Source organism: Nitrospirota bacterium (assembly GCA_035873375.1).
Taxonomy (GTDB): domain Bacteria; phylum Nitrospirota; class Thermodesulfovibrionia; order Thermodesulfovibrionales; family JdFR-85; genus BMS3Bbin07.
The window spans coordinates 21,029-46,401 of the sequence record JAYWMQ010000017.1 but is presented as its reverse complement, the minus strand read 5'-3'; the positions used below and the strand labels follow the sequence as shown (position 1 = coordinate 46,401).

23 protein-coding genes are annotated in these 25,373 nt (G+C 48.5%); 14 read left to right on the top strand and 9 right to left on the bottom strand.

Annotated features, from left to right (window positions below):
* Nucleotides 1-96: 96 nt before the first annotated feature.
* From glnA to serS, 5 genes are all read right to left on the bottom strand, one after another.
* Complete coding sequence (gene glnA, locus VST71_04400; GenBank protein MEC4684960.1) at nt 97-1,509, bottom strand: type I glutamate--ammonia ligase; 1,413 nt, start codon at nt 1,507-1,509, stop codon at nt 97-99.
* 99 nt (nt 1,510-1,608) lie between these two features.
* Nucleotides 1,609-2,289, bottom strand: a complete 681-nt coding sequence (locus tag VST71_04395; protein ID MEC4684959.1) for a type 1 glutamine amidotransferase — start codon at nt 2,287-2,289, stop codon at nt 1,609-1,611.
* Between the two features lie 57 nt (nt 2,290-2,346).
* Nucleotides 2,347-3,699: an ammonium transporter gene (locus VST71_04390; protein MEC4684958.1), complete on the bottom strand. Its 1,353-nt coding sequence runs from the start codon at nt 3,697-3,699 to the stop codon at nt 2,347-2,349.
* A complete protein-coding gene (locus tag VST71_04385; GenBank protein MEC4684957.1) occupies nt 3,696-4,034 on the bottom strand; it encodes a P-II family nitrogen regulator in 339 nt (112 codons plus the stop codon). The genes VST71_04390 and VST71_04385 overlap by 4 nt, the downstream gene beginning before the upstream one ends.
* 240 nt (nt 4,035-4,274) lie before the next feature.
* Nucleotides 4,275-5,540: a serine--tRNA ligase gene (serS, locus tag VST71_04380; protein ID MEC4684956.1), complete on the bottom strand. Its 1,266-nt coding sequence runs from the start codon at nt 5,538-5,540 to the stop codon at nt 4,275-4,277.
* 128 nt (nt 5,541-5,668) lie between these two features.
* On the opposite strand from serS, the gene VST71_04375 reads away from it, so the two are divergent.
* From VST71_04375 to VST71_04355, 5 genes are read left to right on the top strand one after another with little or no spacing between them, the layout of a single operon-like run.
* Nucleotides 5,669-6,796 (top strand): flagellar hook-length control protein FliK, encoded by a 1,128-nt coding sequence (locus VST71_04375; protein MEC4684955.1) that lies wholly within the window; start codon nt 5,669-5,671, stop codon nt 6,794-6,796.
* Nucleotides 6,793-7,059, top strand: coding sequence for an EscU/YscU/HrcU family type III secretion system export apparatus switch protein (locus tag VST71_04370; GenBank protein MEC4684954.1), 267 nt, complete (start codon nt 6,793-6,795; stop codon nt 7,057-7,059). The genes VST71_04375 and VST71_04370 overlap by 4 nt, the downstream gene beginning before the upstream one ends.
* On the top strand, nt 7,056-8,789 hold the full coding sequence (locus VST71_04365) for an aldehyde ferredoxin oxidoreductase family protein (protein ID MEC4684953.1): 1,734 nt from the start codon (nt 7,056-7,058) through the stop codon (nt 8,787-8,789). Before VST71_04370 ends, VST71_04365 begins: the two co-directional genes overlap by 4 nt.
* Nucleotides 8,707-10,017, top strand: a complete 1,311-nt coding sequence (locus tag VST71_04360) for a class II aldolase/adducin family protein (protein ID MEC4684952.1) — start codon at nt 8,707-8,709, stop codon at nt 10,015-10,017. The genes VST71_04365 and VST71_04360 overlap by 83 nt, the downstream gene beginning before the upstream one ends.
* Before the next feature lie 26 nt (nt 10,018-10,043).
* Nucleotides 10,044-10,670, top strand: coding sequence for an endonuclease III domain-containing protein (locus VST71_04355; GenBank protein ID MEC4684951.1), 627 nt, complete (start codon nt 10,044-10,046; stop codon nt 10,668-10,670).
* Here VST71_04355 and VST71_04350 read toward each other — a convergent pair.
* Entirely contained in the window at nt 10,650-10,949 is a 300-nt protein-coding gene (locus tag VST71_04350) for a hypothetical protein (GenBank protein MEC4684950.1), read from the bottom strand. The two genes, VST71_04355 and VST71_04350, sit on opposite strands and share 21 nt — an antisense overlap.
* 115 nt (nt 10,950-11,064) lie before the next feature.
* On the opposite strand from VST71_04350, the gene VST71_04345 reads away from it, so the two are divergent.
* Complete coding sequence (locus VST71_04345) at nt 11,065-11,982, top strand: helix-turn-helix domain-containing protein (GenBank protein MEC4684949.1); 918 nt, start codon at nt 11,065-11,067, stop codon at nt 11,980-11,982.
* A 34-nt stretch (nt 11,983-12,016) separates the two neighbouring features.
* On the opposite strand, the gene murJ is transcribed toward VST71_04345, so the two are convergent.
* Nucleotides 12,017-13,579: a murein biosynthesis integral membrane protein MurJ gene (murJ, locus tag VST71_04340; protein MEC4684948.1), complete on the bottom strand. Its 1,563-nt coding sequence runs from the start codon at nt 13,577-13,579 to the stop codon at nt 12,017-12,019.
* A gap of 240 nt (nt 13,580-13,819) precedes the next feature.
* Here murJ and VST71_04335 point away from each other — a divergent pair, with 240 nt between their 5' ends.
* The 4 genes from VST71_04335 (at nt 13,820) to VST71_04320 (ending at nt 16,684) form a co-directional block, all read left to right on the top strand.
* Nucleotides 13,820-14,014 (top strand): helix-turn-helix domain-containing protein, encoded by a 195-nt coding sequence (locus VST71_04335; protein ID MEC4684947.1) that lies wholly within the window; start codon nt 13,820-13,822, stop codon nt 14,012-14,014.
* 134 nt (nt 14,015-14,148) lie between these two features.
* Nucleotides 14,149-14,865 carry a hypothetical protein gene (locus VST71_04330; protein ID MEC4684946.1) on the top strand — a complete coding sequence of 239 codons (717 nt, stop codon included), beginning with the start codon at nt 14,149-14,151 and terminating at the stop codon, nt 14,863-14,865.
* Between the two features lie 49 nt (nt 14,866-14,914).
* Nucleotides 14,915-16,312 (top strand): ammonium transporter, encoded by a 1,398-nt coding sequence (locus tag VST71_04325; protein ID MEC4684945.1) that lies wholly within the window; start codon nt 14,915-14,917, stop codon nt 16,310-16,312.
* Nucleotides 16,313-16,345: 33 nt separating this feature from the next.
* A complete protein-coding gene (locus tag VST71_04320; GenBank protein ID MEC4684944.1) occupies nt 16,346-16,684 on the top strand; it encodes a P-II family nitrogen regulator in 339 nt (112 codons plus the stop codon).
* Between the two features lie 36 nt (nt 16,685-16,720).
* Here VST71_04320 and VST71_04315 read toward each other — a convergent pair whose 3' ends face one another.
* Nucleotides 16,721-18,271 (bottom strand): sigma 54-interacting transcriptional regulator, encoded by a 1,551-nt coding sequence (locus VST71_04315; GenBank protein MEC4684943.1) that lies wholly within the window; start codon nt 18,269-18,271, stop codon nt 16,721-16,723.
* Nucleotides 18,272-18,526: 255 nt separating this feature from the next.
* Here VST71_04315 and glgP point away from each other — a divergent pair, with 255 nt between their 5' ends.
* Complete coding sequence (glgP, locus tag VST71_04310) at nt 18,527-20,242, top strand: alpha-glucan family phosphorylase (protein MEC4684942.1); 1,716 nt, start codon at nt 18,527-18,529, stop codon at nt 20,240-20,242.
* Here the strand turns inward: glgP and VST71_04305 are convergent.
* Nucleotides 20,239-20,787 (bottom strand): class I SAM-dependent methyltransferase, encoded by a 549-nt coding sequence (locus tag VST71_04305; GenBank protein ID MEC4684941.1) that lies wholly within the window; start codon nt 20,785-20,787, stop codon nt 20,239-20,241. The two genes, glgP and VST71_04305, sit on opposite strands and share 4 nt — an antisense overlap.
* 116 nt (nt 20,788-20,903) lie before the next feature.
* On the opposite strand from VST71_04305, the gene VST71_04300 reads away from it, so the two are divergent.
* From VST71_04300 to VST71_04290, 3 genes are read left to right on the top strand one after another with little or no spacing between them, the layout of a single operon-like run.
* Nucleotides 20,904-22,244 (top strand): M23 family metallopeptidase, encoded by a 1,341-nt coding sequence (locus tag VST71_04300; protein MEC4684940.1) that lies wholly within the window; start codon nt 20,904-20,906, stop codon nt 22,242-22,244.
* Between the two features lie 9 nt (nt 22,245-22,253).
* The gene (locus tag VST71_04295) at nt 22,254-22,559 is read left to right on the top strand and encodes a DUF167 domain-containing protein (protein ID MEC4684939.1); all 306 of its coding nucleotides are present in this window, start codon (nt 22,254-22,256) and stop codon (nt 22,557-22,559) included.
* Nucleotides 22,559-25,372: a PD-(D/E)XK nuclease family protein gene (locus VST71_04290; GenBank protein ID MEC4684938.1), complete on the top strand. Its 2,814-nt coding sequence runs from the start codon at nt 22,559-22,561 to the stop codon at nt 25,370-25,372. The genes VST71_04295 and VST71_04290 overlap by 1 nt, the downstream gene beginning before the upstream one ends.
* Nucleotide 25,373 lies beyond the last annotated feature (1 nt).

Genomic DNA, 25,373 nt, shown 5'->3' with positions numbered 1-25,373 from the left:
TTTCCGGAAAGGATTCTGCCCAGCTGATAGAGAAGAAAGTTTGGGAATTGTGGAGGCCCCCCCTGGAAAGATGGTCTTTCCAGGGGGAAGTAAAGTTTATATATCGTAGTAAAGGAAGAACTCATAGGGGTGAGGCCTGAGCCTCAGTTCATTAACCTCGTTCTCTCTCTTGTATTTTATCCATGTCGTAAGTGCATCTTCAGTGAAGACATTTCCCTTGAGCAGGAACTCATGGTCTTTTTCAAGACTCTCAAGTGCCTCATCAAGGCTGCCTACCATCTGGGGTACCTTTGAGAGTTCCTCTGGCGGAAGCTCATAGAGGTCCTTATCAAGTGCCTCGCCGGGATCAATCTTGTTCTCTATTCCGTCAAGGCCGGCCATCAGCAATGCTGCAAAGGCAAGATAGGGGTTGCATGAGGGATCCGGGAATCTTACCTCCACCCTCTTTGCCTTTGGAGAAGGAGAATACATTGGAATCCTTATTGCCGCAGAGCGGTTTCTTGCTGAATATGCAAGATTAACCGGTGCCTCAAACCCCGGAACAAGTCTCTTGTATGAATTGGTTGTGGGGTTTGTGAGTGCGGCAAGCGCCCTGGCATGTTTCAGAAGTCCTCCGATGTAGTGAAGCGCCATCTCACTGAGGCCTGCGTATTCATTACCTGCAAACAGGGGTTTGCCATCCTTCCAGATGCTCTGGTGGGTGTGCATTCCTGAGCCATTGTCTTCAAAGATGGGCTTTGGCATGAAGGTAGCAGTCTTTCCATGTGCATGGGCCACGTTCTTGACTATGTATTTGAACAGCATGAGCTTGTCGGCCATATTTACAAGGGGGGAGAATCTCATGTCAATCTCGCCCTGGCCTGCTGTTGCCACCTCGTGGTGCTGGGCTTCGATATGTATTCCACACCTTTGCATTATAACGACCATCTCCGTCCTTAAATCCTCAAGGCTGTCTGTAGGCGGTACAGGGAAATACCCCTCCTTGTGTCTTGGTTTGTAACCGAGGTTGGGGCCCTCATCCTTTCCGGAGTTCCAGATGCCTTCTTTTGAATCAATAAAGTAATAGCCGCTCTGGGCATTCTGGTCAAACCTTATGTCGTCAAAGATAAAAAACTCTGCCTCCGGGCCAAAGTATGCAGTATCACCTAACCCTGTGGACTTGAGATACTGAACTGCCTTCTGTGAGATGTATCTTGGATCTCTTGAGTAAGGTTCCTTGGTAATCGGGTCTACAATGTTGCAGACAAGACCGAGAGTCGGGTATTTTCTGAATGGATCAAGCATTGTGGTCTCAGGGTCAGGAATAATCAGCATATCCGATGCATTGATTGCCTGCCAGCCCCTTATGGATGAGCCGTCAAAACCAACACCCTCTTCAAAAGTCTCTTCTTTCAGTTCATCAACAGGTACTGAAAAGTGCTGCCATACCCCTGGAAAATCAATGAACTTGAAGTCAACCATTACTACGTCGTTTTCCTGAGCAAACGTTAAGACATCCTTTGGCGTCATAGACTACCTCCTAAAGAATTAAAATTCGTTGGTTTATCGGTATTGGGTTTGCCGATAAATTTACTATAAATTTTTCGGCTTTGTCAAGACAAAGTTTTGTCAAGAAAAAAATTTATCATAAAAATTCATTGCCCTTTTATGATATTCAGGGTATATCTTCTGCGTATGCGCAAGCATCTCTTCAACGTCAACCCCTTCTTCGTCCTTAAACCATTCCCTGAGTATCTCCGGTGTAACCTCTATATGAAACTGCAGGGCATATACCCGGCTGCCGTACCTGAATGCCTGATTGGGATAGGCTGATGACGAGGCAATCCTTACCGCGCCTTCAGGCAGGTCAAAGGTGTCACCGTGCCACTGAAAGACCTCTGCAACGGGTTTCCCGTCAATCGCAATGGTTGAGAAGACCTCGTCTTCCATTCCCTCAGGTGTTATGTCAACCTTATACCAGCCTACCTCCTTGACATCACCGGGATAAACCCTTGCCCCAAGGCAATGAGCGACCATTTGGGCTCCCAGGCAGACACCAAGGACGGACTTGCCCCTGTTAATGAAGTCCTTTATCAAGTCCGTCTCCTGACGGAGGTAGGCGTATCTGTCCATCTCGTAAACAGCCATCGGTCCACCCATTACTATCAGATGCGAATACTCCCCTGTGTCGGTAATCAGCTCGCCCTTTGAGAGCTCGAGTATGGTATAGGAAATACCCTTGTCCTTGAGAAAGTCCTCAATCGTTCCCGGCCCTTCGACCGGGATGTTCTTTACAATCAATACCGGCATAACCTTTTAATCTCCTTGACAAGATTTTTAATTCCGCCTGCGGCCCGGCGGTTCCGTTTACAGGTTATATCCTGTCTCACCGTGCTGGCTGAGATCAAGTCCCACAACCTCTTCTTCCTCTTTAACCCTGAGTCCGATTGTCCAGTCAATCACCTTCAGTATGATAAGGGTGACAACTCCGGAATAAAGAATGGTTGCAGCACTCGCAATAACCTGGGCTGTAAAGAGAGACGGGTTTCCGAAAAACAGGCCATCGGCACCACCGGAATTTACTGCGGTTGATGCAAAAAGACCTGTAGCCAGTGCCCCCCACAGACCTCCTACTCCATGGATGCCGAGTACATCAAGTGAATCATCATATCCGATCTTCGGTCTGACATTAACGGCAAGATAACAGAAGACGCCTGCACCGAGACCTATCAGGATGGCAGACATGGGACTTACAAAGCCTGCTGCAGGCGTTATGGCAACAAGTCCGGCTACAGCGCCGCTGACCGCACCAAAGGCTGTGGGTTTTCCCCTGTAGCCCCACTCTGTAAGTGCCCAGCTCATGGCCGCTGCTGCAGCAGCGGTGTTTGTTGTTACAAAGGCAAGGGAGGCCAGTCCTCCGGCTGTAAGTGCACTGCCGGCATTAAACCCGAACCAGCCGAACCACAGCAGTGCAGCCCCCAGGATAGTCATTGGAAGGTTATGAGGCATTATAGCCTCCTCCAGATACCCCTTTCTCTTTCCAATAATAACCGCGGCAGTAATGGCTGCAATGGCTGAGTTTATATGGACAACTGTGCCGCCGGCAAAATCAAGGGCGCCAATTTTTGTTCCGATCCATCCGCCCCCCCATACCCAGTGACAAACCGGAGAGTAGACAAAGGTTGTCCATAGCACAGTAAAGATCACCAGGGCCGAAAACTTCATCCTCTCTGCAAAGGCCCCTGTTATAAGGGCAGGTGTGATGATGGCAAACATCCCCTGAAACATCATGAATGCAAGGTGGGGCACTGTTGGGGCCAGTGGAGCGGGTTCCTGTCCAACACCCTGCAGGCCCAACCACTTCAGTCCGCCAACAAACCCGCCTATGTCAGGGCCAAAGGCAAGTGTATACCCCCACAATACCCAGACAATACTCACAATACACAGGATTATAAAACTATGCATTATGGTGCCGAGGACATTTTTGCTCCTCACCATTCCGCCATAAAAAAAGGCAAGCCCCGGGGTCATCAGCATGACAAGAGCTGTGGACATCAATAGCCAGGCAGTATCGCCTGTATCGATCCCCGTTGCTTCCCCTGCAAATGCGCTGTTGCAGGAAAGGAATACCAGAAAACCTGTGAATAGCGAAATCAAAACCAGTTTTCCATTTATCAAGGAGCCCTGGCTTCCAACTCCTGAGTCCTCTTTTTTCATCATATCGCTTCCTCTCCTCTCTCCCCTGTCCTGATCCTCACCACATCCTGCAGGTTATAAATAAATATCTTGCCATCCCCTATCTCGCCTGTCCTTGCAGCTTCCTGAATAACATCAATAACCTGATCGAGTTTTTCATCAGTCACGGCCACCTCTACCTTGATCTTTGGCAGGAATCTCACCTCATACTCCACACCCCTGTATACCTCCATGTGACCCTTCTGACGCCCAAAACCCTTTACCTCAATAATGGTCATACCTTCCACCCCGATGTCCGTCAGGGCTTTCCGTACATTGTCAAGCCGAAAATGCTTGATTACAGCAGAAACCATCTTCATTGGAAATACCTCCTGTAGTATTTAAAATTCTAAGAGATTTACGTCCGGCAATAATCCGGCGATTGCCGGCAGTCTGCGATAATTTACAATATTCGTGCCATCCGTGAAATGCCCTGTTTTCAGGGACAGTGAGCCCTGCCTGTCCTACATTTTTGTATGGCCTACAAAAATGTCATACAAAAATGTAGGAATGCGCGTCCGATCAGAAAAAGACCTGATTCAGATATCCATATTAAAGATTTATTTAATCACATCCATCCCCATATACGGTCTCAGCGCTTCAGGAATAACCACTGTGCCGTCCTTCTGCTGGTAGTTTTCAAGGATTGCCACAACCGTTCTTCCTATTGCAAGCCCGGAGCCATTCAGTGTATGAACGAATCCTGCGCCCTTTTTGCCTTCCCTGCGGAAACGGATGTTTGCCCTGCGGGCCTGAAAGTCCTCGAAATTTGAGCAGGAAGATATCTCCCTGTAACGGCCCTGCCCCGGCAGCCACACCTCAATATCGTATGTCTTTGCAGCGGAAAAGCCAAGGTCTCCGGTACATAGCACCACCACCCTGTAAGGAAGTCCAAGTCTCTGCAGGATATCCTCTGCATTTCCTGTAAGTCTCTCAAGCTCTTCATAGGATTCTTCGGGCCTGACGAACTTTACCAGCTCAACCTTGTTGAACTGGTGCTGCCTGATGAGTCCTCGGGTGTCCTTGCCATAGGAGCCTGCCTCACGTCTGAAGCAGGGGGTGTAAGCCGTGTAGTAGATGGGCAGGTCTTTTTCATTCAGGATCTCATCCCTGTGGATGTTGGTCACCGGCACCTCTGCTGTCGGGATGAGATACAGCTCCGGATCAGCAATTCTGAAGAGATCCGGCTCAAACTTCGGGAGCTGGCCTGTAGCGGTCATGCTCTCCCGGTTAACCAGGATTGGCGGGAAGACCTCTTTATAGCCTTTTGAGGTGTTCAGGTCAAGCATGAAGTTCATGAGTGCCCTCTCAAGCCTTGCCCCATGGCCCTTCATCAGGGCAAACCTTGCCCCTGCAATCTTTGATGCCCTGTCGAAATCAACAATATCAAGGGTTTCGGCGATATCCCAGTGGTTCAGGGGTTCAAAATCGAACTCTTCAGGCTTTCCCCACTGCCTGATCTCCAGGTTATCACTCTCATCCCTGCCAACGGGTACTGATTCATGGGGAATGTTGGGCAGATTCAGGAGAAAATCCCTGACCTTTATATCAACACCCTTCAGCTCCTCATCCAGGGCCTTTATCCTCTCCGAGACCTTTTTCATCTCGCTGATCAGGTCTGTGGCATCACCGCCGCCCTTCTTCAGGCTTCCAATCTGATCAGAGACCACATTGCGCCTGTTTCTGAGCTCCTCCACCTCCCTGATTACCTCCCTGCGCTTCTCCTCAAGAGAGAGGAACTCATCAAGTGCTATCTCATAACCCCTCTTTTGCAGTGCATCCCTGACAACCTGAACATTCTCTCTGACAAACCTTGCATCAAGCATATAAAGCTCCTTTTCAGTAAGATACGATAAGTAAATAAATTATACTATAAGTGACCGGTTTATATTAAAATACAGGGGACTTGAAAAAGGCAAAATGCAGGGCCGTTAATTAGAAAATGCAAGGGCCGTTGATTAATAAGACAGGAAAGTTTATAAACCTTCTTATCAGGGACAGGCCGGCCCTCACCTTAAAGATAGGGGATATTGTCAAGGCCGAGGTTTTGAATATCACTTCCGGCAACACTGTCTCCATCAGGCTGAAAAACACGGTTCTTAAGGCAACGACAGACATTCCCCTGCAAAAGAATGAAACCCTTATGCTCAGGGTAGAGGGCAAGGGAAACGAGATAAGGCTGAGGTTGGTTGGAGGAGGGAGGGAGTCTTCAGAGACTCTGAAAAGCTCCATCCTCTCTGCCCTTGATAACCTCAGGGGTGCAAGACTTGAGGCGGGGGAGATGGGAAGACTGAGGAGCCTGATTGAGACGCTTCCCGGATCCGTCAGGGAAGTGCTCCCCCAGCTTGCATCACTAAAAAGATTCTTCCCTCAGATTGAGATGCTCGCATCGGGTATTTCGAAGGATCTAATAGAGTCCTCCGGCATATTTTTTGAGTCAAAATTAAGGCTGCTTACCCTGAGGCTCGTTACAGATGATATGCTGAAACAGGAGCTTCAACAGAAGACCATGCTCAATACCGGTACTGAGCCGGATGTTGAAAAAGGACTTGCACGGATTATCAGGGACGACCTCAAGGGTACCCTTCTCAGCATTAAAGGCGCGCTAAGGGATGCAGGTGTAATTGAGCAATTAATTCAGAACAACATAAAGCCTGATAATCTGAACACGGCTATAGACAAACTCATCAAAAACATAGAGTTCTTTCAGCTTCAGTCAAGACTGAATGAATCGTTACAGGTCTTTATCCCCCTCTTCTGGAAGGATTTGCGGGATGGAGAATTGATATTCAGGGAATCATACAGGGGGAAGCCCGAAGAGAGGGCGTATTCCTGCATTGTCAACCTTGATATAGAGGGGACCGGCAGGATAATGGCCCATATCCTTATGCAGTCAGGGCGTTTCCATATCAGGTTCATTACAGAGAACCGGGCCTTTGTTGAAGCGCTGAAGGAGGGCTTGCCCATGCTTGAGAAACAGTTTAAAGCCTCCGGCCTTAAAGTCGGCAGCATCAGTGCGAGGCATGAGGAGAAAGCAGACTTCAGCAGCGCCATTTCAGAAGGACTTGATATAAGGGTATGAAGGAAGAGCGGAAAAAGGCAGCAGCCCTGAAATACAGACAGGGTGTTGATGCGGCACCGAAAGTAGTGGCCAGGGGCAGGGGATGGCTTGCCGAGAGGATAATCGCCCTTGCCCGTGAGCACGGGGTGCCCATCCATGAGGACAAGGCCCTGGTGGAGATACTCTCCACCCTTGATATGTATGAAGAGACACCGCCGGAACTCTACAGGGCTGTGGCTGAGGTGCTGACATTTATTTATAAAATGAACGGAAGGTGCAAATGACAGGGTATACAGGAAAAAGCATCAGGATAGACCTCTCGGAAGGAGTTTGGGATATATTTGAGACCCCGCCGGAACTGTGCGAGAAATATATCGGGGGACGGGGTTTTGGTGTGGCGCTGATCAGGGAGCACATTACAAAACCGTTTGATTCAGAGGATATGCCGATAATATTTGCCTCCGGCCCACTGGTCGGTACCTCTGCCCCCACATCAGGAAGGCTCTCCGTGGTCTCAAGGTCTCCACTCACATCAACGGTTTTTGACTGCTCTGTCGGGGGCAGGTTTGCAACCGAGCTGAAGAGGGCGGGGTTTGATATGCTCATTATCTCCGGTCTATCCAGAGAGTGGGTGACGATAGATATTCAGGACGGTAATATATCCATAAAGGACGCAGGGGGGCTTTATGGCAGGAATGTAGAAGAGACGGCAGCAATTCTTGGTGATGACGGGTCCACGGCCATAATCGGCCGTGCAGGAGAGCGGGGCGTCAGGTTTGCTTCAATTGTATTTGACGGACACTACCTTGCAGGCAGGGGCGGGCTTGGGGCTGTTATGGGGGCCAAGAGATTGAAGGCAATAAAGATAAGGGGGACAGGAGAGGTAAAGGTCGCTGATCCCGGGGCATTGAAAAAGGCAAGGGAGGAGATAATGAGGCTGCTCAGGGCCTCACCTGCAGTATTTGGTGAGTTCGGCCTCAGCGAATTCGGTACGGCAGCCCTTGTTGACCTTATCCATGCAAGGAGGATGGAGCCTACGGAGAATTTCAGAAAGAGTGTATTCCCCAAGTCCGGCCAATACTCGGGTTATTCAATGAAGACCGCCTATCATACAAAAAAGAAAGGTTGCAGGGGGTGCCCCATACTATGCAAGAAAGTGGGCAGGGCAGGTGAGGTTATGCCTGAATTCGAGACGGTCTCACATTTTGGCGCCCTCAACGGCAACAGTGACCTCCAAAGTATTGTCGAGGCAAACCGCCTCTGTAATGATTACGGCCTTGACACCATTACAACTGCATCCACCATTGCCTGTTATTCAGAGTTTTCAGGCAAGAGGCTGTCGCCTGAGGAGCTCCTCAGGCATGTAGTGCTTATAGGGGAGAGGCAGGGTATTGGAGACGCCCTGTCCGAGGGTTCAAGGAGGTTTGCAGAGTCAAAGGGTGTGCCTGAGCTCAGCATGACGGTAAAGGGACTTGAGCTTCCGGCCTACGACCCCCGGGGCGCCTATGGCATGGCCCTTTCCTATGTCACCTCAAACCGAGGAGGCTGCCACCTCAGGGCATATCCGATAAGTTACGAGATACTCAGAAAGCCTGTGGCTGTTGACAGGTTCTCCTTTGTGGGCAAGGCCAGGATGGTCAAGATATCCGAGGATATAAACACAGTAATAGATTCCCTTACAGCATGCAAGTTTGTCTTCTTTGCAGCCTCCCTTGAGGAGTATGCAAAGGCCATAAATGCAGTGACGGCAAGGGAGTATGATGTGCAGTCACTCGTGAGGGCAGGGGAGCGTACGTGGCTTCTTGAAAGGCATCTCAATACACTGAACGGCTTTTCAAGAAAGGATGACGACCTGCCGGAGAGGTTTTTCAGGGATGCGGGGTATTCAGACGAGAACGTGACAATCCCGCCAATCAGGAGGAAGGATTTTGATGATACCCTTGACAGGTATTACAGAATCAGGGGCTATGACGAGGAGGGGAGAGTTACAGAAGAAGATGAAAGAGCTGATTGACAAATATGCCGACAAGCTCGTTTCACAGGGGCTTGCCAAAGGGTCTGAAATACTCTCCCTTGCCATAGATGAGGAGATATACTCAAACACTACCTCAGACCTTCACTTCATCAGCCTTCAGGCCCTGAAAGAGGTTTTTGGTCTGATGAATATCAATTCCCTGCTCTTTGCAGTTCCGGAAGAACCCCGCAGAAGCATCATCAGGGCCCTGCTCAGGTACGGTCTGTCCGAACTCCCGGACTACAGGGCCATTATCCCTGAGGATTGTGAGACAAGGACATTTTTTCATGATATACCGGTGATAGATTCTCCGGACCCGCAGAAGATAGCCCATGTCCTTTCAGAGAGGAAGTCAGCCGTTGTTGAGACCGGGACCGCCATTGTAAGCTACGGGACCATCTCTCCGGAGCAGGCATTTATCTCATACAGCTCGGCCTGCTTCTCCACCTTTGTTAAATACTTCCATGACCACCTGATCTATCTTGAAACCTGCAAAAAAAATAATCTGAAACCGGACAGGGAAAGAATCAACGGGTTTGACAGGATAAAGGCTTTTTTGTATCCACAGCAGGCAGGCCTTGAAGATAGCGGAAGTCTTCATCAATTGCTCAAAGGCCCGCCGGAAGACGAAGCCATGGTATATTCAATGATGGTAGAGGCAGGCAAAAGACTTGTGACGGAAAGGCTGGTGGATTCCTTCTTCGGAAATATGTCCTCTTATTTTGACAGCAGAATATATATCAGTGAAACCGCTGCCTCCCTTGACGAGCTTGAGGGCTGTATAGATGCCGTGCCTGTTGACGGCTCCTCATCCGTCGGAATAACCTCCTCATCCGAGTTTGCAACCCACAGGGCCATATACCGGATGACCCCATTCCGCTTCATACTGCATGGTCACCCGAAGTTCTCTGTTATTATGTCCATGCACTGTCTCAAGGAGTGTCACTTGCGGGGGCAGTGCTACAAGGCATGTCCTGAAAAAAGGTATGTCTGCGGTGTGCCGGTTGTTCCTGGTGAAGTAGGAACCGGTCCAACAGGCATGGTCAGAACCGTTCCAGAGGCATTTAAGGAATCAGACGCTGCCATTGTATACGGACATGGTATCTTTACAGCAGCAGAAGAGGATTTTAACCGGCCCTTTCAGAGGATGAAGGAAATAGAGGAAAACTGTGAAAAAGAGTACTTCAGGATAGTTGGCGAATTAATGCAGGAGGTTTCCACCTGCTGATACCACACCCTAAGGACAACCTGTTGATGGATATCTACTCAAGGCTCTTCTCAACCTTTGGCCGTCAGCACTGGTGGCCGGGTGACGGCCCTTTTGAGGTGATGGTGGGGGCAATACTTACCCAGAACACTAACTGGGGAAATGTGGAGCGCGCAATAGAGAACCTGAAGCGGGCAGGGGCCCTGACACCTGCGGCCATCCATGAGATGAGCCAAGAGAGGCTTGCCGAACTGATCCGGCCTGCAGGGTATTTTAATGTTAAGGCCAAGAGGTTGAAGGCCTTTATTGAGTTCTTTATCAAGCACTATTCGGGAAGGGTTTCGAAGATGAGAAAGGTTGATACCGAAACCCTGAGGCGTCAGCTGCTGAGTGTTAACGGCATTGGGCCCGAGACCGCTGACTCCATGCTCCTCTACGCCCTTGAAAGGCCGGTTTTCGTTATAGATGCCTATACAAAGAGGGTGCTTTCAAGACATGGGATTATGGACGGCTCAGAGTCCTATGAGAGATTTCAGGAACTTTTTCATGCCGCCCTGCCCCGTGATGTGCAGTTGTTCAACGAGTATCATGCACTCCTTGTAAGGCTGGGCAAGGATTTCTGCAAACCAGGGCCCCGCTGTGAGGGGTGTCCGCTATCCGGACTCTTTTCTTAGCCATTCCACTATATAATACCCCCCGCACGGAGGGCCGGGATTGCCTCCCCTGAAGTCACAGCCATCAGCGAAAAACTCACACCTCCTGCATATCTCCTCCAGTATATAGGCGTCCCCTGAAAAGTCAGGTGTAATCTCCTCCGGTACCCTCTCCAACTCCCCGGTTGAGTATCTCTCTGCCAAAAACCTGTAAGTCCCGCAGAGGAGGTCCTCTTTCCCTTCCTTATAATACCTGCAGTATCTCCTGCATATAATTTCAGTTATTTTTCTCGTCTTCACGGGTAGCCAACGCTGTTTTGCGTCCTTAATCTGATTATACCGGAACAGGCCAGGGAAGGAAAGGGGTCAGGTCTCAACATTTGACATAAGGGGGTGTAAATGATAAGATTTACCCATGGCAAGACCTTTAAGACTATCCTTTGAGAATGCTGTTTATCATATAACAGCAAGGGGAAACCGTAAGGAAAATATCTTTTATGGTGATGATGACAGGCGGATATTCCTTGATAAAACAGGAGAGACGTGCGATAAATATTCCCTTGTGTGCTATGCCTATTGCCTGATGGATAATCATTATCACCTTTTTATAAAGACCCCGCTTGCCAACATATCAGAGGGGATGCACTACCTGAATGCCTCCTATACCAACTGGTTTAAGGCAAAGCATAAGGTCGTGGGTGTAGTGTTTCAGGGGAGATACAAGTCAATTGTAGTTGAAGAAGACAGTTATGCAGTTCAGCTCTCGGCCTACATCCATGCAAATCCTGTTCGGGCCGGTATGGTTAATAATCCCGAAGAATACCGATGGAGCAGTTATCCTGAATATATCGGGAAAAGGAGGCCTGTAGCACGGCTTGATACCGAGTTTATCCTTAAACAGTTTGATAAAGACCCCCGCAGGGCACAAAAGAAGTATGAAAACTATGTGCTTAAAAATCTTTATATGGAAAATCCTCTGAAGGACTCATATAAGGGCATTGTCCTTGGTAAGGGAAGGTTTATAGAAACAGTTAAAGAAAAGATTCAGTCCGTTGGGCGTAAAAGAGAGATATCTGAGACAAGAGAAGCAGAAGCATATACGCCGGAGGAGATTATTCAGCACGTCATGGGGGAACTTTCGATCAGCCGTGAAGAGATATTCAGCAAGAAACGTGGAAATATGTATCGTCAGATGGCGCTTTACCTGCTGAAGAGATATACATCACTGAGCCTCAAAGAGATAGGCGAGATGTTTCGAATGGACTATGCTGCAGTATCTCAGGCATGTAAAAGGTATGAAGACAAGATAGGAAAGACAAGTAAAGACAGTTAGTTATGTTGAATGTTGAGACCTGACCCCTCCCCTTTTAGGCTTTGCGGCTCCTCCTGAACATATTAAAAAGTGTTTTGACCTCTTCGCTTTTCAGTATCAGGGCAAGGAGGAAGTAGAGACCTGCACATAATAGGATGGTTCCGCCAAGGTAAAGGCTCTTTTTAAGCACCTCTCCGCTGCCCCTCCAGAGGGGGCCATGCAGTATTGACCATGCTGCGAGGCCCATTATGATTGAGGCAATGAGGGTCTTCAGGAAAGAGGTCAAAACCCTCCTGTACTCCACACTCACTATCTTCCTGTTGAGGAGGTAGAAGAGGAGGGAGAAGTTGACACCTGATGATACGGAGTTTGCAAGTGCAAGCCCTCCGTGCTTCAGCGGTCCCATGAGCAGGAGGCTCAGGATGATATTCGTTGCCAGGGAGAGCAGGGCCACCTTTACCGGAGTCCGGGTATCCTGCATTGAATAGAATGCCGCAACCACAACCCTTACCCCCACCATGGACCATATGCCCAGAGAATAAAAGACAAGGGCAAAGGCAGTGCCTCTTGTAGCAGTGTAGTCAAACTCTCCCCGCTGAAAGAGGAGATTTACGATTGGATATCTCAGGGCGATCAGCCCCACCATTGACGGAACGGTTATAAAGAAGAGGAGCCTGAGGGTAGAGGAAAAATCCTTTCCCAGTGATTCCATATCACCCTTGGCAGCATGTGATGAGAGCGCCGGCAGGGCAGCCATTCCCATGGCAACCCCGAATATCCCCACGGGAAACTGAATGAGACGCATGGAGTAATAGAGGTAGGCGATGCTTCCCTGCGGCAGAAAGGATGCGAGGATAGTGCTCACGAATATATTGATCTGTGATACTGCAAGGCCGAGGGTTAACGGAAGCACCAGTACCGCCATCCTTTTGAGCCCTTCGTTCCTGAAGTTGGTATCTATCCCATAGGTGTAGCCCTTTCTCAGATACAAGGGTATCTGGGTGGCATACTGTACGATCCCCCCCACTGTGACCCCAATGGCAACAGCGAGGATCGGCCTGCTGAGATGGGATGACAGCAGGATTATTGTAAAGATAATCGCTATATTAAACCATGCAGATGAAAGGGCGGGTATAAAAAATACCCTCTCTACATTAAGGACACCCATTGTCAGGGCTGCAAGGCTGACAAACAGGAGGAAGGGAAACATTATCCTTGTCAAAAGCACTGTGGTGGCTAACTGCTCAGGTTGGGTAAACCCCGGGGCTATGATTCTGACTATTACCGGGGCAAAGATAATCCCTGCAACGCATATTGATCCAACAACAATAAGTATGAATGTGAAGGTTATTTTCGCAAGCCTCCGAGCCTCTTCCTCTCCTTTTTTTATCTTGGTCTCTGTAAGCACCGGGATAAAGGCTGACGACATTGAGCCCTCGGCAAACAGCTCCCTCAAGAGATTGGGGATGCGGAAGGCCACAAAAAAGGTGTCTGAAAGCCCGGTTGCACCGAAAAACCCTGCTATTACCACATCTCTGACAAATCCGAGGATACGGCTGATAAAGGTAGCAAAGGAGATAAGGGAGGCTGACCTTGCAATCTTCCTGCTTTCTGTCATGGGGTTGATTATATCAAGTCGCCAGCCCGTCTTGCCAGGCTATTAAAAAATAGTGATAAGTCAGCTGCGTGGTTGACAGCATTGAGAAGCAAACAAAAACGTACGATAATAACAAAATTGTAGTCCCATACAATTTTGTATGGTTGCATTGAAAGTTAAAAGTCAAATAAATCAACAGGTTATCAGGTGGCACGGTTTTAGCTATAGTATTAACTAATTGTATTTATGAGGTGAGAAGCAATGGATTCCCTGAAACACAAAATTGAAGACCTGGAGCGGGGGGAGATACTCAATGCCCTCAGGGAGAGTAACTGGGTCAAGGCAAAGGCAGCAAGGACCCTTGGAATTACGGAGAGGATGATAGGCTATAAGATCAGAAAATACGGCATTAAGGCAGGAATGGGAAAGGCGGAGGGGACTTCCCTTGAGAGATAGGACCCCTGGGGCCTGTTCAACAATATTCAAGGAGGTGATGTGTAGAAGGACTTTTGTGAGCTTTTTGTGTAAAGGACAGGATGTAAAAGGCATAATGAAAAAAAATTTAAAAAAAAAGATTATAGGAGGATAGCATGAAGACTCTCAGGATATTAGCTGTAAGCATTGTGGCTTTAGTTTTATTTTCCGGCATTGCCAATGCCACACCATCTACACAGATATGGATTCCCTCAACGGATATTCAGCCGTACAAAACGCCTCATTACGGTTTTGATTCGTATATTGGAACAGAGGGAAACGGAATAGTGACAAACATTGGATTGACTGTCGGCGTGTTACCATTTGAGAAAATTCAGATGGAAGCCGGGATCGATTACAGGGACATGGATGGAGCGCATGATTCTCCCATGTTGTTCAATGCAAAGCTTGGCGTACCGGAAGGGATACTTTTCAAAGGAGCCCCTGCACTTGCTGTCGGTGGTTATGATTTTGGTACAGAAAAGGATGTCTCTGACTCCAACATATATTATGGTCTTGTAGCAAAGAGCTTTGACAAGATCGGAAGGCTCTCTGCAGGCTACTACGTCGGTAATGATAAGGTACTGGTTGACATCAATGGCGATAAGGACAATACCGGCGTTTTACTCTCATGGGACAGGACGATTTCCGAGGTATCAGACAAACTCTGGGCCGCTATAGACTATCAGGGCGGGGACAATGGTTACGGTGCACTGAGTTTTGGAGTTGCTTGGAAGTTCGCCCCAAACGTTGGAGTGATTGTCGGCTATGACATTTATAACGAAAGCAGCTACAAACCAACTGCAACACTACAGTTGGATATAGATTTTTAAATAAGAGCAGAGAGTCTTGATTTTAAAACTGGAGCTCTGGAGGCAATAAATGAAACGATTTTTAGTTGTAATGATAATAGCCCTACTGTTGTCTTCGGCAGGCATTTTGTTTGCTGAAGAACAGGGGAGTTCCAACCCTCCTGAAGTTGTCGTGGTTGAGCAGTCGGTGACTGCTCAACCGGCAACTGAGGAAGCGGTGATAACGGCAGCTGAAGTGCAGACAAACGCAGACTTTGTCTGGACCCTGATAGCTGCGTTTCTGGTCTTTTTCATGCAGGCGGGATTTGCCATGGTGGAGACCGGTTTTACGCGGGCAAAGAATACCGTAAATATCCTGATGAAGAACCTGATGGATATGTCCATGGGTGCACTTGCATACTGGGCGGTCGGTTTTGCAATAATGTTCGGAGTTACCACAACAGGCTGGTTTGGAACCACAGGCTTTTTTCTGAGTGATTTTGCGCAGGACAAGGACCCGTGGACACTTGCTTTCTGGATGTTTCAGGTGGTATTTGCCGCCACTGCAGCCACTATTGTCTCGGGAGCCATGGCAGAGCGGACAAAGTTTGTGGCCTACCTCGCATACTCAGTAGTGATAAGCGGCCTGATCTATCCGGTATTTGGTTCATGGGCATGGGGCAGTCTCTACAAGGGTAACGGCTGGCTCGAAGGACTTGGCTTTATTGACTTTGCAGGCTCTACTGTTGTCCACTCCGTGGGCGGATGGGCTGCCCTTGCAGGGGCCATTGTCCTGGGTCCCAGAATCGGAAAATATGTTGATGGGAAGACCAAGGCCATCCCCGGCCACAATATCGCACTCGGCGCACTGGGTGTCTTTATCCTCTGGTTTGGCTGGTATGGGTTTAACGCCGGCAGTACCACCACTGCCACCAAGGATATAGCTTTAATAGCGGTCAATACAACTCTGGCTGCTGCTGCCGGCTCAGTGGGTGCAATGCTGATGTCATGGATAATGTTCAAGAAGCCTGAGGCAACCATGACGTTAAACGGTGCCCTTGCCGGTCTTGTGGGTATCACTGCAGGCTGTGCCAATGTCCTTCCGGGCAGTGCCATACTGATAGGCCTCATTGCCGGATTTATAGTCGTCCTCTCGGTGGTCTTCGTAGACCAGGTACTGAAGGTTGATGACCCTGTCGGTGCAGTCTCTGTTCATGGAGTCTGTGGTGCGTGGGGCACATTTGCTGCTGGACTATTCAATGCCGAGGGTGTTACCTTAAAGATACTTGGGGTACAGCTTATTGGTATAGGGGCTGCATTCCTGTGGGTATTTCCAACGGCATTTATCCTGTTCAAGTTGATTAAGGTGACTATCGGCATAAGGGTAAGCGCTGAAGAAGAACTTGAAGGTCTTGATGTTGGAGAGCACGGTATTGAGGCTTATCCTGACTTTCAGATTCATCCATCTGCAAAGGGTTTAAAGTCATGATGAACTGGCTTAAAAAGTGAACAGGAGGAGAAGATGAAGAAGATAGAGGCAATAATAAAACCCTTTAAACTTGATGAAGTAAAGGATGAACTGCATAAGTTGGGGGTTCAGGGTATGACCGTGACGGAGGTGAAGGGGTTTGGCAGGCAGAAGGGCCATGTTGAGGTATACAGGGGTGCAGAGTATGAAGTTACCTTTGTGCCGAAAGTAAAGTTGGAGATAGTGGTTCCTGATGATATGGCGGAAAAGGTAATTGAGAAGATTATCGAGAGTGCAAAGACGGGCAAGATTGGTGACGGAAAGATATTTGTCACGCCAGTTGGCGAAGCTTACAGAATCAGGACCGGAGAAAAAGGAGAAACAGCGCTTTAGCTTTAAAGGAAGGGGGGCTGGTCAGCCCCCCTTCCTTTATTTCAGGTTCTGCAGTTCAATTCCATACTTTTTTATTCTGTAACCAAGCTGTCTGGGGGTAATGCCAAGTGCCCTTGCAGCCCTGTGCTGAATATAATTGTGTTCCATTAATGCCCGTATAATTCTCTCGCGTTCAAGGTTCTGAACCTCGTGACCAAGGGTATGCTCTTCGTAAAAACAGGAGTTTTTCTTTGTGGAGATTCGTGTATCGGTAGATGCAAGATTAAACGGGAGGTCTTCCGGTACAATTATATCTTTTTCCGTCATTATGACAAGCCGTTCCACTGTGTTGGCAAGCTCCCTTACATTACCCGGCCAGGAGTAATCACTGAAGATAGAAAGCGCATCTTCTGAAATCAGCACCCGTTTATTATAGGTTTTGTTGAACTTGTCCAGATAATAGTTCAGAAGCAAGGGAACATCCCGTTTTCTCTCTCTCAGGGACGGAAGGACAATGGGAACCACATTTAATCTCCAGTAAAGGTCTTCCCTGAAATTTCCCTGCTTGACCTCTTCCAGCAGGTTTTTGTTGGTAGCAGAAATAACCCTTACATCAGCCTTTCTGGACCTGGAAGAGCCGACACGCTCAAACGTGCGTTCCTGCAGCACCCTTAGCAGTTTTGCCTGGAGCCCTAAAGGAATCTCGCCTATTTCATCGAGGAATATACTTCCTCCGCCAGCAAGCTCAAACCTGCCTGTCCTGCTCGTTGTTGCTCCCGTAAAAGCCCCTTTCTCCACACCAAAGAGTTCGACCTCAAGGAGATTGTCAGGCAGGGCTGCACAGTTTACAGCAACATAAGGACCTTTTGCACGGTGGCTCTGATAATGAAGCGTTCTTGCAATCAGTTCCTTTCCTGTTCCGCTCTCACCCAAAAGCAGGACGGTTGTATCTGTACCGGCAACCTTCATCACGGCCTTCAGCACACTCTGGAACTTTTCGGATTCGCCGATAATGTTTGGCAGGCTGTACCTTTCCTTCAACTGGACCCTGAGAGACTCCCTCTCCTGTTCGGCCTTTCTGTAGTTTTCCCAGAGTTTTACAAACTGGGCAATCAGTGATGCCACTATTTTCAATACCCTCAGGTCGTCATCCACACTGCCGTGTTCTTCAGCATATATCCTGTCTGCACTGATCACCCCAAGTATCTCGCCCTTCAGTTCAATAGGAATACAGAGGAAAGAGACCCCGTGTTTTTTTGGTCTTGATGCTGTTCTGTTCAGAAACTTTGGTTCTTCTCCAATGTTAGGTATAAACATGGGGGAGCCTGTTTTTATGACCCTGCCGACTATTCCTTCACCTATCCGGTATTTACCGCGCTTGACTTCCTCTTTTGTCAGTCCATGAGCAGCCACTATGCGCAGTTCATCTGAAAGCGGGTCGAGCAGAAAGACACATCCCCTCTGCATTTCGAGAAGGCTTCCGAGTATTTTCATTGCAGCGCGGAGGTTCTCTTCAAGGTCAAAAGAAGCAGTGAGGACACGGCTCACTTCGAGGATAGCACTCAGTTCCCTGTTCTTCCTGACTATCAGTTCTTTTTCTTTATCCATAAGGGTCTTCATTTCTTTGTTATCTGTGTTTCTTCTGCATCAAAGGGAACGTAGTGAAGTTGTTCATAGCTGTGAAGTATCCGTAATAGAATCACGTTATGATTTGGGCCCTGCTTTTGTATGAGGTCGGCATAAAATTGCCGTAGCAGTATTTTCCTATTTTAAAACAAAAATGTAAGAAAATGTCAAGAAAAGGAGGGTGGGGTCAAACCAATGTTGCATAAATGTGAGGTTTTTGGGCTATAATATGACGTCATGTCAATACTTACAGATTTCTTAGATGAGCCCAAGATAGCCTACTTCTCAATGGAGATAGGTCTTCGCAGGGAGATGCCCACTTACAGTGGTGGTCTGGGTGTGCTTGCAGGCGACACCATCAAGTCTTCTGCGGACCTGAAACTGCCTCTGATTGCTGTAACCCTATTGAGCAGGAAAGGTTTTTTTGAGCAGGATATTACACCGGAGGGCAGGCAGGTTGAGTACCCCTCGGAGTGGAACCCATCTGACTTCATGCAGCTGCTGCCGGAAAAGGTGACAGTTGAGATAGAAGGCCGAGAGGTTTTTGTCAGGGCCTGGCTCTATATTGTGGAGAGTATAGTTGGTGGCAGGGTGCCCGTCCTCTTCCTTGATACCGATATAGAGGAAAACAGCCCTGAGGACAGGACAATAACGGATTATCTTTACGGGGGCGACCGCTTATACAGGATAAAGCAGGAGATAGTCCTTGGCATAGGCGGGGTCAGGCTGATAAGTGCCCTTGGTTTTGAGATAAAAAAGTATCACATGAATGAAGGACACTCAGCCTTTCTTACCCTTGATCTTCTCAGACGGTACAGGAGGAGTATAGAGGAGGTCTGGGATGAAAAGCTGGTCTGGGATACAGAGAAGGTAAGGGAAATGTGTGTCTTTACCACGCATACCCCGATTGAGGCAGGACATGACAGGTTTTCTTTTGACCTGGTGGAAAAGTGTCTTGGTGACTTTATTCCACTTGACATACTCAGGGAGCTTGGCGGAGAGGAGGAAAACCTCAACATGACCCTCCTTGCCCTTAATCTCAGTGATTATGTAAACGGTGTTGCAAAGAAGCACCGGGATGTCTCGCGGATTATGTTTCCCGGATATGAGATACACGCGATCACTAACGGCGTCCATTCCTTCACCTGGACATCGAACAGCTTTAAGAGACTGTTTGACCGCTACTTTCCCGGCTGGGCCAATGAGCCGGAGCTGCTTGTTCGTGTTGAAAAGATACCACATGAAGAGATATGGCAGGCCCACATGGATGCGAAAAAGAATTTGATAGATTATGTTAATGAAACGACCGGAACGGGCATGGATCATGATACCCTGACCATTGGGTTTGCAAGAAGGGCGACAGCTTACAAGAGGGGCGACCTGCTCTTCAGGGATATTGAAAGACTGAAAAAGATTGCCGGCGGGAAGGTACAGATCATTTATGCCGGCAAGGCACACCCTCAGGATGAACCGGGAAAGAAGGCGATAGAGAGGATATTTTCCTATATCGGACAACTTCGGGACGATTTAAAGATTGCCTATCTGAAAAATTACAACATGGATATTGCACTCAGGATGGTTTCAGGGGTGGATGTATGGCTTAATACCCCCTTAAGACCCCTGGAGGCATCCGGGACGAGTGGTATGAAGGCAGCCCATAACGGGGTGTTGAACTTCAGTGTCCTTGATGGCTGGTGGATTGAGGGATACATTGAGGGATATACAGGCTGGTCCATAGGGGCAGCACCCTCGGAGTTGGTTCCTGATGAGAACGCTGCAGACAGAAGGGACTCAGAGGACCTTTACAACAAGCTTGAACATGAGATTATTCCTCTTTACTATAATGATCGTGACGGCTGGATACGGATGATGCAGCATGCCATAGGAAAGCTTGCATACTATTTCAATACTCACCGGATGATGCGCCGTTATGTTACAGAGGGATATCTTTAGCGGCTGGATTTCCCCCCTTCTTTCCTCATACGCAGAAACCTGGTAAACAGCGTGTCTCTTCGTACTTCAGTCCTGAACCCCGCTGACTCAAAGGCATCACGGGTCTTGTCCATTGCCTCCCTTCCAACCTCAATTGCAGGCTCATAGATGGAGAGGATGCCGTTGACCTTAACGGCCCGTGCAATTTTTCTTACGCCTTCCGGTTTCCTCTCTATTTCGTGGAAGGCATAATAAATAAAGGCCACATCAGCAAACGCATCCGGAAGATCAATATCCGAGACGTTCCCGTGCAGTACCTCTACTTTTCCGGCACACCCGGCAATACGCTTTTTCAGTTTCTCCAGCATCCCCGCCTGCAGTTCAACGGCATACACCTTCTTTGCCGTCCGGGCAAGCATCTCGGTAAAAAAGCCGTTTCCTGCACCCACCTCAAGGACAACGCTCTCCCCGGTTATGCCGGATTCCTTCAGGACTTTCTCCCTGTTGGTCAGCGCCTTCCTGGCAGGGTTATACAGCATAAACGACAGCCACGATGGACAGACCATTTTAAAAGCTCCCTTGTGCCGATGGTTAAATTGTTACATCACCTTTGCTTTAGTAACTCCAAGGTATTATAATTAAAGATTACAGAGTAATAAAACCTTAAAGAAGGAGGGAGTTTTTGAACGGTTTTGGATATCAGAAAAAGAAGGGGAGCAGGATCAAGAAACTGGCCGTGATTCTGCTGCTCCCATTTATCATACTTGTTCTCTCTTACACGGCATATAAACTATTTCTTATCCCACCCCCAGTGGTAGCGGGGATAGATGCCTTTAAGCTCCTGCCTGCTGACAAAACCATAACGGTTCATGGTAAAAACCTGAAATCCATCGAGGTCTCTGTTACCCAGGACCTGAAATCCGTGGAATTGTTGCAGGATGAGCCTGCAGTTATGGAGAAGACTTACATACTGCAGATAAAACCAAAGGACCTGGGGCTCAGGGACGGCCCTGCAGTTATTACAGTACGTGCAAAGTCGGGGATTTTAAAGAAAGTGGAGTATAAGATAGATGCCTTGATTGATACAGTGGCTCCAAAACTCAGGGTAGTGAATGCCCCGTCGGTGGTTTACCAGGGCATGGGCACGGTTGCCCTGCTCATGGCAGAGGGGGCTGATTCCGTCTTCATAAGGATTGATGATGGAGAGCCATTTAAGGCATACAAAACTTCTGACGGGTCAGACAGTGATTATGTTGTTTTCTTTCCTGTTCCTTTTGATATAAAAGACAAGGCGGTCTTTTATGCGGTAGCCCGGGACCATGCCGGAAATCAGACCATAAGGACCCTGCCTGCAAAGGTAAAGAAAAAGACCTTCAGGAGGTCATCCATCAGGATAAGTGATGATTTTATAAACCGTGTGGTTTATCCATTGTTTAATGAATCCGAGCTCCCCGATCCGGTCAGCGCCTTCCTCAAGGTCAACGGGGAATGGAGAGACAGGGACGTCAAAAGGCTTGGCGAAATAGGCCGGAAATCTGAACCCCGGATGCTCTGGAAGGGGCGTTTCCTGCAGTTAAAGAACAGCAAGGTTATGGCTGCATATGGCGATCGCAGGGAATACCTGTATAAGGGAAAACCTGTCAGCCGGAGCGTACATCTTGGGTATGACCTTGCCTCGGTCTCAAATGCCCCGGTTAAGGCGGCAAATTCAGGTATTGTGAAATTTGCAGGCGACCTTGGCATATATGGAAACACCGTGATAATAGACCATGGACTCGGGTTGATGAGTCTGTATGGACATCTGTCTGAAATCCTGGTAAAGGAGGGACAACCGGTCAAAAAAGGAGAGTTGATTGCAAGGACGGGATCAAGCGGTCTTGCAGGTGGAGACCACCTTCATTTCGGAATCCTTGTCCAGGGAATCGAGGTCTCTCCTTTATACTGGTGGGATTCGCGGTGGATAAAGGCTAATGTTGGTTTAATCGATTCTATGGTCTCAAAAGGCCTCAGGAAAAACCGGTAAAACAGGTGCATGGGCAATAATCTTCCTTTCAGAAAGAGCAAAAAAGGGATAGTCCTGAATATCCGTGTTGAGCCCCGTTCCTCAAGGGCCGGGGTAGTCGGTGCGTTGGGTGATGCCCTTAAGGTAAAGCTCACATCAGCCCCTGTGGACGGAGCTGCCAACAGGCAGCTCATAGAAGTGCTTTCAAAGTTTTTCAGCATCAAAAAGGGTGCAATTCATATCCTCAGGGGAGAGACCTCCAAAAACAAGGTCGTCGAGATAGAGGGGCTTGAGGAGATGCCCTTCTGTAATCCAGAGTTGTGTAATCCAGAGTAATGATCGAGATAGAGAGTCTTCCCTTAAAGGAACTGCCCGTACGATACCTCTTGATGCATTTGAAGGAAGAGCCGTTTCCCCCGTTCGAGTCTGCCGTTGTTATGCCGACAACAAGGTCTATCAGGCACCTCATCCATTTAATAAGCAACGACTCTTCAGTTCCCGTTGTCCTGCCATATTGCTTTGAGATGAAGGAGTTTGCCCTCAGATGTCTTGACTCAGGCGGCTCAGGGGTTGTTCCGGATGAACTGAGGCTTCTTTATCTGCAAAAGGCTGTCAGAGGGCTTGATACAGAGAATCTCCTGAGGCTCTTTGGAAGGGAGCATGCGAGGTATTATGAAGACTTCATGAGGTTTGCCTCTGTCGGCAGGAGGCTGCTGAGATTCTATGAAGAGGTCTTTGCCGAGGGGGTCGGGTTTGAAGACCTCAGGATAAACGCCCTGTACACGGATTACGAAAAGGATGTGATGATACTTGAAGAGATTGCATCCATTTACAGGGATATATTAAAGCGAAACGGCCTCATTGATCTGATGTTTCTCAAAGGAGACTTCCTCTCTTCAGGGATGTCACGATTCTATAGCCCCACCTTCTTAAAAAGGTTCAAAAAGATTTATATCCTTATTGCCGGCAGGCTCAGCAGTTTTGAATTGAGACTCATGGAAAAGGCCTCGGATGTGGTGGATATAAAGGTGTTTCTCCATTATGAAGGTGTTGCGGATAGCGAGATAAAGAGGATATCCCGGACCCTTGCCGGGGAGGCCTCTTTGCCTCCTGAAATACCCGTAGCCCCCTACCCTGCCTTTATTGAGGTTGAAGAGTTTTCACTTCCCGAGGAACAGACCGGGTTTATAATGGACTCCATCAGGAAGTCAATCGGTATGGGTATAAGCCCTGAGGAGACGGTTGTGGTTCTTCCTGACGATGGATTAAAAAGGACCCTTCATGCCTTTGACAGAGACGGTATACTAAACTTTGCAATGGGTTTTGAGATGAGAGATACGGTCTTCTACTCATTCCTGAAATCCCTTGAGACAATGCTCACCTCGTGTGACGAGAGGGGCACTTATGACACACGGGCTGCCTTGAACTTTCTGAGCCATCCCTTTGTACGGGGACTTGCAGGTGAGGGCTATGAGCTCTTTGTAAGGGATGTAAAGAGGAGGAACAGGCTCTTTGTCGGCCCGGAGGAGTTATGCATGACAGGGGAACTTAAAGAGGTTTTTCAGGAGATTGAAGGGATATTCAGCAGGAAGACGGGTTTTAAGGAGTTCAGCAGCCGTATCAGGGAGTTCATGGGATGGATAATGGAGAGGAACTCCTCATTGATTGAGAAGATCCGGGAGAGTCCCGAGTTTGTGGGTGCGTGCAAGGTCTTTTTTGAAAGGTTGATCATGCTCGGCATGCTTCCATATGAGGTCTTCTGGCCCAAGGGGTCTCCTCTGGGGCATCTCGTCTATCTGAACGAATACATCAAGAGTGTCACCTATCCTCATACGTGGGGTGGGCCTGTTACAGTGATGGGTATGCTTGAAACGAGGGCACTGGGATTCAAGGCTGTCATTATCCCTGATATGAACGAAGAGTTCATGCCACCGGCAAGTGAAAAGGATATGTTCCTGAATACAGAGATAAGAAAGCGGGTGGGACTGCCGACCTTCCTTGACAGGGAGGAATTAAGCAGGACGTATTTTAACGGTCTCCTGAAAAAGGCAAGGGCGGTCTTTTTAAGTTATGCCGGCTCTGAGGGGAGGAGGCCGAAGAGCAGGTTCATTGAAGAGATAGCAATACAGCGCGGAGGGGGGCAATTCGAGACAACCTCGTCATACAGTGCCGGGAAAGTGGCTCCTTCATTGCCGACTGTCTCTATCCAGGCGAAGTCTTTTGTTCCGGTAAAGGACAGCCGAGTCCTGAGGCTGATTGAGACGATGGAGCTGACCCCTACGTCTCTCAGGACATACAGGGAGTGCAAGTTCAGATTCTATCTGAAATACATAAGGAAGCTCAGGGAGAAGGAGGAGATATCAGAGGAGTTGCAGAGGGTCGATGTCGGCAATATCTTTCATAGTGCGATAAAAAATGTCTACAGCAGGCTCTTTGGGTCCTCTCTACAGGACAGAAGTCAGAAGACAGGAATCAGAAAACAGAAGTCTGAAGACGGAAGTCAGGCCGGTCTCTTTACCCCCCAGCCATCCGATTCCCCTGCCATTTCCTGTGAGAAACTGACAAGTGAGCTGAAAAGCGAGGTCCTCAGAGAGGCAGCAAGTTACGATATATTCAGAAAAAGCCATCATGCAAGGCTTGAGATCGAGGTATTTATTGAGAAGCTGAGGGATTTTGTGGACTCAGAGAAGGGGGTATTTGAAGCAGGATGGATGCCGGCATATCTTGAGTTTCCTGTTTCCATGAAACTGAAAGGGATGAGGTTCAGGGGAAAGATAGACAGGGTTGACATCTTTCAGGGCCCTGCTGAGTCCGCGCGCACCAGGGGTCTTATTATTGATTACAAGCTCTCCGAGATAAACGTCAGGGACAGGACGGTCCTGGATGAAAATTTCAAGGAGTTTCAGCTCCCGCTTTACCGCCTTATGCTCAGGGAGACGATTAAGGGAATGGACGTGGAGGGCCTTGCATACTATGACCTGAAGAGGAGCTTTCGGCTCAGGAGGGTCTTTGAAGATCTGACGGACGGGGAGTTCGCAGGACATATCGAGGGGCTTGTAATGGAATTGAGAGACAGGGAGCAGGGGTTTGAGAAGACAGCTCAGGAAAAGAACTGCAGGTACTGCTCTTATACGGATATATGCCGGTGAA

Excerpts from the sequence above, each read along its gene's own strand:
- glnA (MEC4684960.1), bottom strand. The coding sequence starts at position 1,509 with ATGACGCCAAAGGATGTCTTAACGTTTGCTCAGGAAAACGACGTAGTA.
- VST71_04395 (MEC4684959.1), bottom strand. The coding sequence starts at position 2,289 with ATGCCGGTATTGATTGTAAAGAACATCCCGGTCGAAGGGCCGGGAACG.
- VST71_04390 (MEC4684958.1), bottom strand. The coding sequence starts at position 3,699 with ATGATGAAAAAAGAGGACTCAGGAGTTGGAAGCCAGGGCTCCTTGATA.
- VST71_04385 (MEC4684957.1), bottom strand. The coding sequence starts at position 4,034 with ATGAAGATGGTTTCTGCTGTAATCAAGCATTTTCGGCTTGACAATGTA.
- serS (MEC4684956.1), bottom strand. The coding sequence starts at position 5,540 with ATGCTTGATGCAAGGTTTGTCAGAGAGAATGTTCAGGTTGTCAGGGAT.
- VST71_04370 (MEC4684954.1), top strand. The coding sequence starts at position 6,793 with ATGAAGGAAGAGCGGAAAAAGGCAGCAGCCCTGAAATACAGACAGGGT.
- VST71_04365 (MEC4684953.1), top strand. The coding sequence starts at position 7,056 with ATGACAGGGTATACAGGAAAAAGCATCAGGATAGACCTCTCGGAAGGA.
- VST71_04360 (MEC4684952.1), top strand. The coding sequence starts at position 8,707 with ATGATACCCTTGACAGGTATTACAGAATCAGGGGCTATGACGAGGAGG.
- VST71_04355 (MEC4684951.1), top strand. The coding sequence starts at position 10,044 with ATGGATATCTACTCAAGGCTCTTCTCAACCTTTGGCCGTCAGCACTGG.
- VST71_04345 (MEC4684949.1), top strand. The coding sequence starts at position 11,065 with ATGGCAAGACCTTTAAGACTATCCTTTGAGAATGCTGTTTATCATATA.
- murJ (MEC4684948.1), bottom strand. The coding sequence starts at position 13,579 with ATGACAGAAAGCAGGAAGATTGCAAGGTCAGCCTCCCTTATCTCCTTT.
- VST71_04335 (MEC4684947.1), top strand. The coding sequence starts at position 13,820 with ATGGATTCCCTGAAACACAAAATTGAAGACCTGGAGCGGGGGGAGATA.
- VST71_04330 (MEC4684946.1), top strand. The coding sequence starts at position 14,149 with ATGAAGACTCTCAGGATATTAGCTGTAAGCATTGTGGCTTTAGTTTTA.
- VST71_04325 (MEC4684945.1), top strand. The coding sequence starts at position 14,915 with ATGAAACGATTTTTAGTTGTAATGATAATAGCCCTACTGTTGTCTTCG.
- VST71_04320 (MEC4684944.1), top strand. The coding sequence starts at position 16,346 with ATGAAGAAGATAGAGGCAATAATAAAACCCTTTAAACTTGATGAAGTA.
- VST71_04315 (MEC4684943.1), bottom strand. The coding sequence starts at position 18,271 with ATGGATAAAGAAAAAGAACTGATAGTCAGGAAGAACAGGGAACTGAGT.
- glgP (MEC4684942.1), top strand. The coding sequence starts at position 18,527 with ATGTCAATACTTACAGATTTCTTAGATGAGCCCAAGATAGCCTACTTC.
- VST71_04305 (MEC4684941.1), bottom strand. The coding sequence starts at position 20,787 with ATGGTCTGTCCATCGTGGCTGTCGTTTATGCTGTATAACCCTGCCAGG.
- VST71_04295 (MEC4684939.1), top strand. The coding sequence starts at position 22,254 with ATGGGCAATAATCTTCCTTTCAGAAAGAGCAAAAAAGGGATAGTCCTG.
- VST71_04290 (MEC4684938.1), top strand. The coding sequence starts at position 22,559 with ATGATCGAGATAGAGAGTCTTCCCTTAAAGGAACTGCCCGTACGATAC.